General features: G+C 69.5%; 14 protein-coding genes. 13 read left to right on the forward strand and 1 reads right to left on the reverse strand.

All coding sequences use genetic code 11. The features are described from left to right. Positions 1–317: 317 nt before the first annotated feature. The 13 genes from rpsB (at position 318) to ACT3UF_RS13385 (ending at position 12,686) form a co-directional block, all read left to right on the forward strand. Positions 318–1,271, forward strand: a complete 954-nt coding sequence (rpsB, locus tag ACT3UF_RS13325) for a 30S ribosomal protein S2 (RefSeq protein ID WP_441443584.1) — start codon at positions 318–320, stop codon at positions 1,269–1,271. A 101-nt stretch (positions 1,272–1,372) separates the two neighbouring features. Then, positions 1,373–2,197: a translation elongation factor Ts gene (gene tsf, locus ACT3UF_RS13330; protein WP_441443583.1), complete on the forward strand. Its 825-nt coding sequence runs from the start codon at positions 1,373–1,375 to the stop codon at positions 2,195–2,197. A gap of 133 nt (positions 2,198–2,330) precedes the next feature. Beyond that, on the forward strand, positions 2,331–3,083 hold the full coding sequence (pyrH, locus tag ACT3UF_RS13335; protein WP_441443582.1) for a UMP kinase: 753 nt from the start codon (positions 2,331–2,333) through the stop codon (positions 3,081–3,083). 133 nt (positions 3,084–3,216) lie between these two features. Then, positions 3,217–3,783 (forward strand): ribosome recycling factor, encoded by a 567-nt coding sequence (gene frr, locus ACT3UF_RS13340; protein WP_441443581.1) that lies wholly within the window; start codon positions 3,217–3,219, stop codon positions 3,781–3,783. A 38-nt stretch (positions 3,784–3,821) separates the two neighbouring features. Next, entirely contained in the window at positions 3,822–4,721 is a 900-nt protein-coding gene (locus ACT3UF_RS13345) for a phosphatidate cytidylyltransferase (protein ID WP_441443580.1), read from the forward strand. Further along, positions 4,718–6,034 (forward strand): 23S rRNA (adenine(2503)-C(2))-methyltransferase RlmN, encoded by a 1,317-nt coding sequence (gene rlmN, locus ACT3UF_RS13350; protein ID WP_441443579.1) that lies wholly within the window; start codon positions 4,718–4,720, stop codon positions 6,032–6,034. Before ACT3UF_RS13345 ends, rlmN begins: the two co-directional genes overlap by 4 nt. Before the next feature lie 18 nt (positions 6,035–6,052). Beyond that, positions 6,053–6,496, forward strand: coding sequence for a DivIVA domain-containing protein (locus ACT3UF_RS13355; RefSeq protein WP_441443578.1), 444 nt, complete (start codon positions 6,053–6,055; stop codon positions 6,494–6,496). 97 nt (positions 6,497–6,593) lie between these two features. Further along, positions 6,594–7,142, forward strand: a complete 549-nt coding sequence (locus ACT3UF_RS13360) for a DivIVA domain-containing protein (protein WP_441443577.1) — start codon at positions 6,594–6,596, stop codon at positions 7,140–7,142. Continuing rightward, positions 7,139–8,344 carry a 1-deoxy-D-xylulose-5-phosphate reductoisomerase gene (gene dxr / locus ACT3UF_RS13365; protein WP_444608377.1) on the forward strand — a complete coding sequence of 402 codons (1,206 nt, stop codon included), beginning with the start codon at positions 7,139–7,141 and terminating at the stop codon, positions 8,342–8,344. The genes ACT3UF_RS13360 and dxr overlap by 4 nt, the downstream gene beginning before the upstream one ends. A 2-nt stretch (positions 8,345–8,346) precedes the next feature. Then, positions 8,347–9,690, forward strand: coding sequence for a M50 family metallopeptidase (locus tag ACT3UF_RS13370; RefSeq protein ID WP_444501722.1), 1,344 nt, complete (start codon positions 8,347–8,349; stop codon positions 9,688–9,690). Between the two features lie 116 nt (positions 9,691–9,806). Then, entirely contained in the window at positions 9,807–10,967 is a 1,161-nt protein-coding gene (ispG, locus tag ACT3UF_RS13375; protein WP_441443574.1) for a flavodoxin-dependent (E)-4-hydroxy-3-methylbut-2-enyl-diphosphate synthase, read from the forward strand. A gap of 3 nt (positions 10,968–10,970) precedes the next feature. Beyond that, positions 10,971–11,822, forward strand: coding sequence for a GNAT family N-acetyltransferase (locus ACT3UF_RS13380; RefSeq protein WP_441443573.1), 852 nt, complete (start codon positions 10,971–10,973; stop codon positions 11,820–11,822). A 138-nt stretch (positions 11,823–11,960) separates the two neighbouring features. Further along, entirely contained in the window at positions 11,961–12,686 is a 726-nt protein-coding gene (locus ACT3UF_RS13385) for an AAA family ATPase (RefSeq protein WP_444608378.1), read from the forward strand. 87 nt (positions 12,687–12,773) lie between these two features. On the opposite strand, the gene ACT3UF_RS13390 is transcribed toward ACT3UF_RS13385, so the two are convergent. Next, positions 12,774–14,225, reverse strand: coding sequence for a hypothetical protein (locus ACT3UF_RS13390; RefSeq protein WP_444601204.1), 1,452 nt, complete (start codon positions 14,223–14,225; stop codon positions 12,774–12,776). Positions 14,226–14,331: the final 106 nt, after the last annotated feature.

A 14,331-nucleotide genomic window follows, 5' to 3' on the forward strand; every position in this document is an offset into this window, starting at 1 on the left:
CGAGCCCGTGAGGAGCATGCATCGCGGTCGCGAGGTGACGCACGACGCGCTCGGGCAGGTTGCTGCGTCAGATAGACTCTTCTCAGCATCCGGTCCGTCCGGATGACTTCGCGTGCCCATCAGGGCTCGTCGGCCAACGGTCCTCGGCCGTTCTCGCACCTCGTGTGCGGGATGCTCCGAGGCGGCCGGCACCCGGGCACCAGGCCCCACACCGTCCGGTGGTGGGGGAACAACCGAGAATGCAGGTCCTGCGCGATGACTGCGGACGCCCACGGGCGCGCCGTGCGAGCCCAGGCCCGGAGAACAGAGGCATCATCATGGCAGTAGTCACCATGCGCCAGCTCCTCGAGAGCGGCGTCCACTTCGGTCACCAGACCCGTCGGTGGAACCCGAAGGTCCGTCGCTTCATCTTCACCGAGCGCAACGGCATCTACATCGTCGACCTCATGCAGACCTTGACGTACATCGACAAGGCATATGACTTCGTCAAGCAGACCGTCATCCACGGCGGCACCATCCTGTTCGTCGGCACCAAGAAGCAGGCTCAGGAGTCCGTCCAGGAGCAGGCCACACGTGTGGGCATGCCCTTCGTGAACCAGCGCTGGCTCGGTGGAATGCTCACGAACCTGCAGACGGTCTCGCAGCGTGTGAACCGCCTCAAGGAGCTCGAGCAGATCGACTTCGAGGATGTGGCCGCCTCCGGCCGCACCAAGAAGGAGCTGCTGATGATGCGCCGCGAGAAGGACAAGCTCGAGAAGACCCTCGGCGGCATCCGCGACATGGGCAAGGCGCCCTCGGCCCTCTGGGTCGTGGACACCAACAAGGAGCACCTCGCGGTCGATGAGGCTCAGAAGCTCAACATCCCGGTCGTCGCGATCCTGGACACCAACTGCGATCCCGACGTGATCACGTACCCGATCCCGGGCAACGACGACGCGATCCGCTCCGTCACCCTGCTGACCCGCGTGATCGCGGACGCCGTGGCTGCTGGTCTGCAGGAGCGCCACGCCAAGAGCACCGGTGGCGAGAAGAACGTCTCCGCCGTCGCGGCCGAGCCCCTGGCCGAGTGGGAGCAGGAGCTGCTCAAGCAGTCCGAGGTCCAGCAGCAGGACGCTCCCGCCGAGGAGTCCGTCGCCGCTGCTGAGGAGACCCCCGCCGCAGAGGAGACCCCCGCAGTCGAGGAGACCCCCGCAGCTGAGGCTCCGTCCGAGGATGCTCCCGCCGAGGAGTCCACCGAGGAGAAGTCCTCCGAGGCCCCCGCCGCCGAGTGACCCACGGGCCCGGGAACGACAGCGTCGCTCCCGGGCCCCTCCACGGGGAGGCGCACGCCGCCCCCGCCCCTCCCGCAGCAGCTCTGACAAGGAAGAGGAACATGGCCAACTACACGGCAGCAGACATCAAGGAAATCCGCGAGTCCACCGGCGCGGGCATGCTCGACGTCAAGAAGGCGCTCGACGAGGCGAACGGCGACAAGGTCAAGGCCGTTGAGCTGATCCGCGTCAAGGGTCTCAAGGGCATCGCCAAGCGTGAAGGTCGCACCGCGTCCGAGGGCCTCATCGCCGTCGACATCCGCGACACCGAGGGCGGCCAGACCGGCACCCTCGTCGAGCTCAACTCCGAGACCGACTTCGTGGCCAAGAACGACAAGTTCGTCGCCCTGGGCGACGAGGCCGTGGCCGCGGCCGTCGAGTCCGGGGCCAGCGAGCCCGAGGACCTGGCTTCGACCCCCTTCGGCGAGGCCCTGACCAACGCCGGCGCCACCATGGGCGAGAAGATCCTGGTGCGTCGTATCGGTCGCGTCTCCGGCGAGTCCGTGTCCTCGTACATGCACCGCACCAACAAGGACCTGCCCCCGCAGGTCGGCGTGCTGGTCGCCACCGACAAGGCCGGTGCAGAGGTCGCGCGCGACGTCGCCATGCACATCGCTGCGTTCACCCCCGCCTTCCTCTCCCGTGATGAGGTCCCCGCGGACCAGGTCGCCAACGAGCGTCGCATCGCCGAGGAGACCGCGAAGAACGAGGGCAAGCCCGAGAAGGCGATTGAGAAGATCGTCGAGGGTCGTCTGAACGGCTTCTTCAAGGAGAACTGCCTCCTGGACCAGGCTTTCGCCAAGGATCCGAAGAAGTCCGTCGGCAAGATCGTGGAGGAGGCCGGCGGCACCATCACCGGTTTCGTCCGCTTCCGCGTCGGCAGCTGACCACACCGGGGCCGGACCTTCCAGGGTCCGATCCCGTCGGCCGCGCGTGAGCGTGGCCACCGCCCCGCGGCCCCCCACCAGGGGGGGGGCCGCGCCGGTATCATCACCGAGGACCCAGCGCGGAAGGACCGACATGACCCAGACGTTCACGTCACCGATACCCGTTCTCCCGAAGAGAGAGGATGGGCGTCGCGTCCTCCTGAAGCTCTCCGGAGAAGCATTCGGCGGAGGAGCCGTCGGCGTCGATCCCGACGTCGTCGCCCGAGTCGCGGGCGAGATCGCCGAGGGCGTCGCCCAGGGCATCGAGTGCGCCATCGTCGTCGGAGGCGGCAACTTCTTCCGCGGTGCGGAGCTCTCCCAGCGCGGCATGGACCGGCGTCGTGCCGACTACATGGGCATGCTCGGCACCGTGATGAACTGCCTCGCCCTGCAGGACTTCCTGGAGCAGCGAGGAGTCTCCACCCGGGTGCAGACCGCGATCGAGATGGGCCAGGTCGCCGAGCCGTACATCCCGCTGCGCGCAGTCCGCCACCTCCAGAAGGGCCGCGTCGTCATCTTCGGCGCTGGTGCCGGGATGCCGTACTTCTCCACCGACACGGTCGCCGTCCAGCGGGCGCTGGAGATCGGCTGCGAAGAGGTGCTGATGGCGAAGAACGGCGTCGACGGGGTGTACGACTCCGACCCCCGCACGAACCCCGACGCGAAGAAGCTCGATCACGTCACCTACAACGATGCTCTCCAGCGCGGGTTGAAGGTCGTGGACTCCACCGCGTTCAGCCTGTGCATGGACAACGGTCAGCAGATGATGGTCTTCGGACTGGACACGCCCGGGAACATCACCCGTGCAATGCGCGGCGACCGGATCGGCACGGTCGTCACCAAGTGACATCGGCCCGGCGCGACCCGGTGCTTCGAGGCACCGACACGCCGGGAGCTCCGCACCCCGCGGGCCTCGCCCAGGCCCTTGACGGTGCGGGACAATGGACAAGGCAAACCCACTCAGAACTGAGGAGCACCCCGTGAGCGACGACACCCCGAGCATCCTGAAGGACGCCGAGGCCAAGATGAAGAAGTCCGTGGAGGTCACCAAGGACGAGTTCACCGCGATCCGCACCGGTCGGGCGAACGCCGCGATGTTCCAGGGGATCACCGCCGATTACTACGGCGCGCCGACCCCGTTGAACCAGCTGGCCTCGCTCCAGTTCCCGGAAGCCCGCACCGTCATCGTCACCCCGTTCGACAAGACCGCCACGACCGCCATCGAGTCGGCGCTGCGCGAGTCGGACCTCGGCGTGAACCCCACCAACAACGGCGACAACCTGCGCGTGGTCCTGCCGGCCCTCACCGAGGAGCGTCGCAAGGACTACGTCAAGCTCGCCCGGAACAAGGCCGAGGACGGCAAGGTCTCGGTGCGCGGATCCCGCGGGAACGCCAAGAAGGCGATCGAGAAGCTGGTCAAGGACAAGGAGATCGGCGAGGACGAGGGCAGCCGCGCTGAGAAGGAGCTCGAGTCGCTCACCAAGAAGTACATCGAACTGATCGATGAGGCGCTCAGCCTCAAGGAGACCGAGCTCGAGACCGTCTGAGTCGCGTCTCGCGATCTCAGAACTGGTGAATGCAGCCCGTGAGCACTGAACCTGCGCCAGCCCCGGCGATGACCGCCTCGTCCCCGGACGAGGCGGTCATCGCCGTACCTTCCGAGGAGCACGCGAAACGGCGCGGGCCGGGACGCAACCTCCCCGCAGCGATCGCGGTCGGGGTGGGTCTGGGAGCGATCCTGATCGTGGCGGTGTTCGTGCTGCCCCAGGCTTTCCCGGTGGTCGCCGCAGTGGCGATGGTCCTCGCCGTTCTCGAGCTCACCCGTGCCCTCGCCGAGGGCGGGCTGCGGCTCCCACCGACCCCGCTCCTGGTGGGCGTGATCGGGATGGTGGTCTCCACCGTGGTGTTCGGTGCCGAGGGGCTGCTGGTGGCGACCGCTGCCGCGGTCTGCGTGCTGATCCTGTGGCGGGTCAGCGAGTCGATGGGCCTGAGTGCATTGCGCGACGTGGCCGGCGGCGTCTTCGCCCTGGCCTGGGTTCCCTTCCTGGGCTGCTTCCTGCTGCTGCTCTTCGCCCGTGAGCAGGGTCCGATGCTGGTGCTCCTCGCAGTGCTCGGACCGGTCGGCAACGACGTGGGCGGCTATATCGCCGGGGTGCTGTTCGGAAAGCATCCGATGGCACCGAGGATCAGCCCGAAGAAGAGCTGGGAGGGATTCGTCGGATCCCTTCTGCTGGGCACCGCCGCGGTCACCGCCGTCGGGACCCTCGCCCTGGATCTCCCCGTGGAGGTCGGACTCATCATCGGCGCCGTGCTGGTGGTCGTCTCCACCTGCGGAGATCTTGCCCAGTCGCTTCTGAAGCGCGACCTGGGCATCAAGGACATGGGCCATCTGCTGCCCGGCCACGGGGGAGTGCTGGACCGGGTCGACTCGATCCTGCTCGCCGCCCCCACCACCTACGTCATGCTGGAGGTACTGCTGCCATGAAGAACACCGAGAATTCGCCGGAGAAAACCACCGAGAACGGTGCTGGAGGGAAGCCCGCCCCGGAGCCGGTTGCGCTGTCCCGCAATCCCGACCTCTCCCGTGAGGCGATCCCCGGGCAGAAGATCGCTCTGGCTCCTGGCCAGCTGCAGATGAAGCCCGCCCGCCGGGGCAAGCCGCCGGTGCACCTCGCCGACCTCACGCTCGCCGAGCGCGTCGAGGCAGTCAAGGCGATGGGCCTGCCCGGCTTCCGGGCCAAGCAGCTCTCCGTGCACTACTTCGAGCACTTCACCACCGATCCGGAGGACCTCACGGATCTGCCCAAGGAGGGGCGCCAGGAGCTTGTCGACCACTTCTTCCCCCCGCTGCTGACGCAGGTCTCCCGGCAGTCCGCCGACCACGGCGCGACCCAGAAGTTCCTCTGGCAGCTGTTCGACGGGCCCATGGTCGAATCGGTGCTGATGCGCTACAGCGATCGGAACACGCTGTGCATCTCCTCGGAGGCAGGCTGCGGCATGAACTGCCCCTTCTGCGCCACCGGCCAGATGGGCCTGACGCGCAACCTCTCGACCGCCGAGATCCTCGAGCAGGTGCGCATCGCCAACCGGATGCTGGCCCGCGGCGAGCTGCCCGGCGGGACCGGCCGCGTGAACAACATCGTGTTCATGGGGATGGGGGAGCCGCTGGCGAACTACCGCCCCGTGGCGACCGTCTGCCGGCGTCTGAACTCTCCCGCCCCGGAGGGCTTCGGCATGGGAGCTCGCCACATCACCGTCTCCACGGTGGGTCTGGCTCCCGCGGTCCGCAAGCTCACCGCGGAGAAGCTCCCGGTCACGCTCGCGGTGTCCCTCCACGCGCCGGACGATGCGCTGCGCAATGAGCTGGTGCCGATCAACACCCGTTTCGATATCGACGAGATCCTCGACGCCGCCTGGGAGTACTTCGAGACCACCGGACGCCGGGTCAGCATCGAGTACGCCCTGATTCGCGACATCAACGACCAGGCGCACCGGGCGCAGCTGCTCGCCGATCGGCTGATCGCCAAGGGCGGCGCCCACTGGGTGCACGTCAACCCGATCCCGTTGAACCCGGTCAAGGGCTCGAAGTGGACAGCGTCGGACCCGCTGGTGGAGAAGCGCTTCGTGGAGATCCTGCGGGACAACGGCATCTCCGCCACCATCCGAGACACCCGCGGTTCCGACATCGATGGTGCCTGCGGCCAGCTGGCGGCCGAAGTGATCGAGTCCGACACCCGCCGCGAGGATCGTGAGGCGCGGGTCGCCCGCGTCGAGGCCATCGCGGCCGCCACCGACTGATTCCCAGGAGCACAGCTGATGGACGTCCGCTTCACCCCGACCCGATTCCGTGATGGCTACGACATGGCCGAGGTCGATGACTTCCTCGATCGCTGCGAGCAGGCGCTCAAGACCGGCGACGGCTCGGTCAACGCAGAGAGCGTGCTGGACATGCGCTTCACCCCGACCCGGTTCTGTGAGGCCTACGAGATGGCCGAGGTCGACGCCTTCCTCGACGATGTGCTCGCACCGCGCTTCGTTGCGCTCGCTGCCGACGGCGCCGCAGCGCAGGCCGCGCCTGCACAGGACGCCATGCCCGCGGGGAACCCCGCACTAAGGGACCCTGCACAGTCCGGGCTCGCGCAGTCTGTTCCGGCACAGTCTGCTCCCGCTCAGTCCGGGCCCGCGCGGGGAGCGGGACACCCCGTCCCGCATCCCGCCGAGAAGAGGGGCTTCCTCTCCCGCCTCCTGCGCGGCCGCTGAGCGCGGCGCAGCGGCAACTGCCCCGCACGCCTCCCCGACCCATCCCTCCCACGCCGTTACAGTGGGACCCCGTCAGCACCGAGGAAGGACCTACCTGGTGAGCACATCGTTCGAGCGTGTCTCGCGCTTCAGCGTCGGATACGACATGCGCGAGGTCGACGAGTTCCTCTCCCGCGCGCGCACCGCCTATGAGGGTCGTGACCCCTCGTTCAGCGGGGGCGACATCACCGCGGCCAGCTTCGGCACCGAGCGGGGCGGCTACGACATGCGCGTGGTGGACGAGGCCCTGGACCGGCTCTCGGATGCCTTCGCGCTGCAGGCCCGCGATGACGCGATCACCCAGCATGGCGAGGACTCCTGGGTCGCACAGCTCACCGAGCGGGCCGAGGTGCTCAAGGAGCGCCTCGAACGCCCTGCAGGGGATCGCTTCGCTCCGGCCGCACAGGGGGAGGCCGCCTATGACAAGGCAGATGTCGACGCCCTGTGCGACCAACTCGTCGCCTATTTCACCGACGGCCATCCGATGAGCGTCGATGACGTGCGGCGCGCCGCCTTCGGTCGTCGTCGCGGTCCCGACGGCTATCGCGAGGCCGTGGTGGACGTCTACCTCGACCATGTCGCGGACGTGATGGCTTCCGTTCCGTGACCAGCACCCCCGCGCGGAGGCTGGTCCTGCTGGGGTCCACCGGATCCATCGGCACCCAGGCGCTCGACGTGCTGCACCGCTTCCCGGACATCGCACATGTCCACGGCCTCGCCGTCGGCGGCACCCGTCCGGAGCTGGTGGCCGAGCAGGTCCTCGCCCACCGGCCAGAGCATCTGGTGGTCTCCGACCCTGCCCACGCCGCCCAGGTCGACAGTGCGGTGCAACGCGCCTGCCGCGACGCCGGCCTCCCCGCGCCGCGGATCGCAGCCGGGCAGGACGCCGTCATCGACCTCGCGGGATCCCTCGGTGACGGGGACGTGGTGCTCAACGCCATCACCGGCTCCGTCGGTCTGCTGCCCACCCTCGCCGTGCTCGCCTCCGGTGCCCGGCTCGCTCTGGCCAACAAGGAATCGCTCGTCGTGGGCGGTCACCTGGTGACCGAGGCCGTGGCGCCCGGACAGATCCTTCCCGTCGATTCCGAACACACCGCGATCGCGCAGGCCCTGGCCGGGGTGCGCCATGACCAGATCGACCATCTGGTGGTCACCGCCTCCGGAGGCCCGTTCCGCGGGTGGACTCGCGAGCAGCTCGCCGGCGTCACCCCGGAGCAGGCACTGAACCACCCCACCTGGTCGATGGGCCGCGTGATCACGACCAACTCCGCCACCCTGGTCAACAAGGCGCTCGAGGTGATCGAGGCCTGCTTCCAGTTCGACCTGCCGGAGGATCGGGTGCAGGTGGTCGTCCACCCGCAGTCGATCGTGCACTCGATGGTCACGCTCATCGACGGAGCGACGATCGCTCAGGCCAGCCCGCCGGACATGCGCCACGCCATCGGCTGGGCGCTCGCGCACCCGGAGAAGCTCCCCGGCCTCGCCACGGCGCTGGACTTCTCCGCAGCCCAGTCCTGGACCTTCGAACCGGTCGACGAGGACACCTTCGACGCGATCGCTCTGGCCCGCGCTGCGCACCGGGAGGGCGGTGGCGCGATGGCCGTCTACAACGCCGTCAACGAAGAGGCGGTGGACGCCTTCTTCGAGGGGCACCTCGATTTCCTCGGCATCACCGCGCTGATCCGCGAGGTGCTCGAGCGCCCGGAGCGTCCGCGTGCCGCGCACGCCGACGGGGTCGCAGGACTGCTGGCCGTCGAGTCCTGGGCACGTGGGACCGCCCAGACGCTGATCTCCTCGCAGGAGCGCTGAGCGTGCTGCTGTTCCTGCTCGACATCCTGGTGATCGCCGCCGGGCTCGCCCTCTCCATCGCCCTGCACGAGGTCGGGCACCTGGTTCCCGCCAAGCTGTTCGGCGTCCGAGTCACCCAGTACATGATCGGGTTCGGGCCCACCGTGTTCTCCCGCACCCGCGGGGAGACCGAATACGGTCTCAAGGCGATCCCGCTGGGCGGCTACATCCGCATGATCGGGATGTACCCGCCGCACAAGGGGGAGCCCGAGGGCACCATCCGCGAGGACTCCACCGGACTGCTCCAGCAGATCACCGAGCTGTCCGAGGAGGCGAAGCAGTACGAGTCCTCGCAGTACGGCCCGGAGGACGCCCATCGCACCTTCGTCGCCCTCTCGGTGCCGAAGAAGCTGGTGGTGATGCTCGGCGGTCCCACGATGAACCTGCTGATCTCCGTCGCGCTGATGGTCGTGCTGGTCAGTGGGATCGGACTGCCGGCGGTGACCCCGACGGTCCAGTCCGTCTCCGAATGCGTGGTCCCCGCCGACGCTCCGGCCGACGTCTCCTGCGAGGGCCGGGAGCCGGCCCCCGCGCTGGCGGCCGGGATCCGTCCCGGCGACACCCTGCAGGTGATCGACGGGCACGAGATCACGCGTTGGTCCGATGTCACCACCGCAGTGAGGGGCGCGCAGGACCGCACCGTCGACGTCGTCGTCGAGCGCGACGGCGAAGCCCTGCACCTCGAGGCGACGATGATCGTGGACGCCCGCCCGGTGCTGGACGAGGACGGCGCCGTGGTCCTGGATGCCGACGGCGGCCTGGTCACCGAGCAGGTCGGATTCCTCGGTGTCTCCGGCACCCCGGACCTGGTGCCGCAGTCCCCGGCAGCGGTGCCCGAGATGGCCTGGTCCGCCTTCACCCAGACCGGGAAGCTGGTCATCACCCTGCCGGTGCGACTGTGGGAGGTGGGCCAGGCGGCCTTCGGCAGCGCCGAGCGCGACCCCAACGGCCCCCTCGGTGTGGTGGGCGTCTCCCGTCTTGCCGGCGAGGTCGCCTCCGCCGATCAGCCCGGCTTCGAGCTGCGCGAGAAGACCGGCACCATGATCTCGATGCTCGCCTCGCTGAACATGGCTCTGTTCGTGTTCAACCTGATCCCGCTGCTGCCGCTCGACGGCGGTCACGTGGCCGGGGCGCTGATCGAGGGGGCGCGGCGGCTGCTGGCCCGGCTGCGGGGGCTCCCCGATCCGGGGCCGGTGGACATGTCCCGCATGCTCCCGCTGACCAACGCGGTGGCGATCGTCTTCATCCTGATGACGGTGCTGCTGCTGTATGCGGACATCGTCAAGCCCATCACGCTGTTCCCGTAAAGGGGCACTGCGGAGCCGGGGGCGGGGTGTGCGCCGTGCCACGGCGGGAGTGCAGGAGCGGTGGAGGTGTCGCACCTCGCCTCGCGCGGCCGTGCTGACGAGTCCATAATGGAGGGGTGACTTCTGTGAGCCTCGGTATCCCGTCCGTCAAGCAGCCGCCGCCGGTGCTCGCCCCCCGGCGGAAGACCCGCAAGGTCAAGCTCGGCAGCCTCTATGTGGGTGGCGACGCACCGATCACGGTGCAGTCGATGACCACCACCCCGACCCATGACATCAACGCGACCCTCCAGCAGATCGCCGAGCTCACCGCGGCGGGCTGCGACATCGTGCGTGTGGCATGTCCCCGCCAGGAGGACGCCGACGCGCTGGTCGCGATCGCTGCGAAGTCCCCGATCCCAGTGATCGCCGATATCCACTTCCAGCCCAAGTACGTCTTCGCCGCGATCGAGGCCGGCTGCGCCGGGGTGCGCGTGAACCCGGGCAACATCCGCCGGTTCGACGACCAGATCAAGGACATCGCGAAGGCGGCGAACGATCACGGCACCGCGTTGCGCATCGGCGTGAACGCCGGCAGCATCGACCAGCGCATGATGAAGGGCGACCGGGTCACGCCCGAGGCGCTGGTGGCCTCCGCGAAGTGGGAGGCCTCCCTGTTCGAGGAGCACGACTTCCACGACTTCGGGATCTCCGTGAAGCACAACGACCCCGTGATCATGGTCGACGCCTACCGTCAGCTCTCCGAAGAGGGTGACTGGCCGCTGCACCTCGGCGTCACCGAGGCGGGGCCCGCCTTCCAGGGCACCATCAAGTCCTCCGTCGCCTTCGGCATCCTGCTGGGCGAGGGCATCGGCGACACCATCCGCGTCTCGCTCTCCGCACCTCCGGTCGAGGAGGTCAAGGTCGGCATCCAGATCCTGCAGTCGCTGAACCTCAAGGCGCGCAAGCTGGACATCGTCTCCTGCCCCTCCTGTGGCCGCGCCCAGGTGGACGTCTACAAGCTCGCGGACGAGGTCACCGAGGGGCTCAAGCACCTCGAGGTCCCGCTGCGCGTCGCGGTGATGGGCTGCGTCGTGAACGGTCCGGGGGAGGCCCGTGAGGCCGATCTCGGTGTCGCCTCCGGCAACGGCAAGGGCCAGATCTTCGTCAAGGGCAAGGTCATCAAGACCGTCCCCGAGGCGGACATCGTGCCGACCCTGCTCGCCGAGGCCAACCGGATCGCCGCCGAGATGGAAGAGGACGAATCCTCCACCGGCGCCCCGTCCATCTCCGTGGGCTGACCCGTGTTCTGGCGCGGCGGACGGGTCCGCGCGGTCCGTTCCGGCAGCTTCGACGCCGCGCTCGCGCTCGCGCTCACCGAGCCCGTCATCAACGCGCTCGCGGGTGCGCGGCTGCAGGAATCCGCACGTTCCGCTGCACTGTCCCAGGAGTTCTCCCTGGCCGGGGAGGAACAGCAGCCCGAAGGACTGCTGTGGCACGGCGTGAATCTCTCGCCGTTGTCCGCGACCGACCGCGCCTTGGACGACTTCGGACGGCATATGGCCGCGCGGGCGAGACGGGCGAGCTCCGTGGTCGGAGACCGGGCGGCGGTCCAGCGTCTCTGGGAGCCGCTCGCTCCGACCTGGGGGGCCGACGTCCGCGAATACCGCTGGAGCCAGCCGCTGCTGCTCGCCGGCGATCCGGTCGACGCACCGCAGCTCGCGCCGGTCGGCCTGCGTCCCGCAGTCCCCGGCGAGGAGCAGATCGTGTTCCCCGCCGCGGTCGCGATGTTCCGCGAGGAAGTGGGGGTGGATCCGCTCGCCGGTGACGGCGGCCGCTCCTACCGGGCCCGGATCGGGGAGCTGATCCGCAATCGCCGCACCTATGTCGTCATCGAGGACGGCGAGGTGCTGTTCAAAGCGGACGTCGGCTCGCTGTTCGGCCCGACCGCCCAGATCCACGGGGTGTGGGTGCGGCGTGACCAGCGGGGCAGAGGCCTCGGACGGGCTGGGATGGCGGAGCTGGTGCGCCAGGTGCGCCGTGACCACGCCCCGCAGGTCTCGCTCTATGTCAACGACTTCAACGAGCCCGCCCGGCGTGCCTACGCCGCCTCCGGCTTCCACCAGGTCGGCGAGCTCACCACCATCCTGTTCTGACCGCCTGACCGCCTGACCGCCTGACCGCCTGACCGCCTGACCGCCTGCGCTGCCGCCCGCGCCCGCGCTCCGCTTGCGCGCGCCCGGGCCGTCGTGCGCTGGTGACAGATGCGGGGTATCGCGGCGTACGATTTTTCGATGAGCACCGCACCCGGCCCCAGCGCAGACTCTGCACCTGCACCTGCACCTGCACCTGCACCTGCACCTGCACCTGCACCTGCATCTGCACCTGCGAGCGGCAATGACGACGGTCCGGAGGCCCCGGCGCCACGGCTGTTCCTGCTTGTCGGCCCACCGGCCGTCGGCAAGCTGACCCTCGCCCGTGAGCTCGAGCGCCGCAGCGGGGCGATTGTCGTGGACAACCACCTGGTGAACAACGCGGTCTTCGTCCCGATGGGGATGCACCGCGAGGCTGGGGTGGAGCTCGCCCAGACCGACGCCTTGCGCGAGCGGGTATGGGAGGTCGTCCTCGATGCCACCGAGGCGGCTCCCGCCCAGCTCAGCCACGTGTTCACCGTCTGGCTGCTCGACAATGAGGAGGGCGCGGCGCATGTGGAGCGGTTGCGGAGCCTTGCTGAGCGACGTGGGGCGAGGTTCGTCCCGGTCTGGATGGCCGCGTCCCCCGAGGTGCTTCAGTCACGTGTCGATGCCCCGGGACGCGCCGAGCGGCACAAACTCACCGACTGGCAGATTCTCAGCGGGCTGCTCGAGCTGCCGATGCTGCCCCCGCCTGCGGACGCGCTGTGCCTGGAGCTCTCCACCGCAGCTCCCGCAGACGCAGCGGGGCAGATTCTCGACAGCCTGAGCTCTCACAGCCTGGGCTCGATGGCAGAGCGGCCCGAGAGAGGGGACACCTCCAGCTGAGATCGGCTAGCCGGCACGCGGGGGCCGGTGTCCGTCGATCACATGCCCTCGGCCGGCCCCCGCCGTCCAAGACCTGTTGTCCAGGCCTCAGCGCAGAGCGAGCGCATCCAGCGTGAGCAGCACGTTCGCCGCAGTCCAGGCCAGTGGCGCCACCTCCGCGGGGCGTCCGTCGAAGAGCACCTTCTCCGGCAGTGACCCGGCTGCGGTGCGATGCTCGGCGAGCCAGAGGAGGATCTCGATCGCCGCGTCGGGCTCCCCGGCGCGGGCGAGGGCGAGGGCCAGCAGGCTCGTCGAGGGCGTCCAGCTCACGCCGTCCTCGCGCCACGACGCCCCCGGCGCGATTCCACCACCGGGGCGGGAGAGCTCGCTCCGCAACCCCAGCAGGTGCACCCGGGATGCGACGTCGTGGACGCCGGTCGCATCGAGGAAGGCCAGCGCCGAATCAGCGCCGCCGCCCAGGCGATAGCGCTGATAGCCACTGCGGCCGAAGGTCTCCTCCAGCAGGAGGGTGAAGGTCTCGGCGGCGCGGTGAGCTCCCGGTTCGTCGGTGAGGCGGGCCCCCGCCTGCAGGCCGGTCAAGGTCGCCGTCATGATGCCGAGCGTCACCGACCGCTCGCGCCGCTCCCAGTAGTCGGGGGAGACCGGTGGCAGCCCGGTGCCCTCGCGAGTGGCCGAGCGCAGCGCACTGAGGGACCGGACGATCATCGGGGACAGCCGCTCGAGCAACGCATCGCGACGGGACTCGTCAGCGGCATCAGTGGCGTCAGCGGCGTCTGCGGCGTCGGCGACCTCGGCGGTCGCCCACAGCAGCAGCCCGGTGCCATCGAACTGCCGCCGTCGGCCATCCGGTGCCCGCCCGGTGCCCGGCTCGTACCGGGCCTCGAACCAGCCATCGGTCGCCTGCAGGGACTGCAGGTGAGCCAGTACATCCTCCGCCCGGTCGAGCTGGCCGATCCGTGCCAGCGCCACCGCGCAGAAGGCAGCATCCCGTGGCCAGATGAAGCGCCACGACCGGCTCCATCCCGCGACCGGCGCCGGCAGGGCATCGCTGAGGATCCAGAGATCCTGCAGCGACGTCGTGGCAAGGTCGAGCAGGAGCGGCTGCGCGCCGAGGCGCTCTGCGAGACCGGCACGCCAGCCGGCGGTGCCGACCTCGAACGCCATCGCCCGTTCCCGTATCGGGGAGGAACCTGGCAGGTTCGCGGCGAGCCGTGTGCCCGGGGCCATGTCGAGCCTCAGGCCGCGCCCTCCCACCAGCATCCGCCGGGCATCGCTGTCATAGGCGACGGTCTCGGACCACAGCGGGATCACCGTGCGGGGATCGGCGTCGGCGCGTGCCTGACGCAGCACTGCGAGGGACCCGGCGCCGACAGCACCGACAGCGGCCACCGCGCCGAGCGCGGCCGCTGCGCCTGTCCCGCGCAGGAGCTGCCGACGGGAGGAACGGGGCCCGAGGGCAAGAGTCTCCGCGTCCGCATTCCTGGGCTCTGTGCCCGGGGTCCCGGGGGCGCCCGGGACCCGCTGTCCTCGCCGGTGCATCCCGTCAGGGTACCGAGCGTCCCTGGAGCCGGCGGCACGGACCACCGTGACCAGCACGAGGCGTCGGACGGCCCGTCCCGCCCAGTACGATGGGCGCGCGTGAGCC

Source organism: Brachybacterium sp. AOP24-D1-21, assembly GCF_052378665.1.
Lineage (GTDB): Bacteria > Actinomycetota > Actinomycetes > Actinomycetales > Dermabacteraceae > Brachybacterium.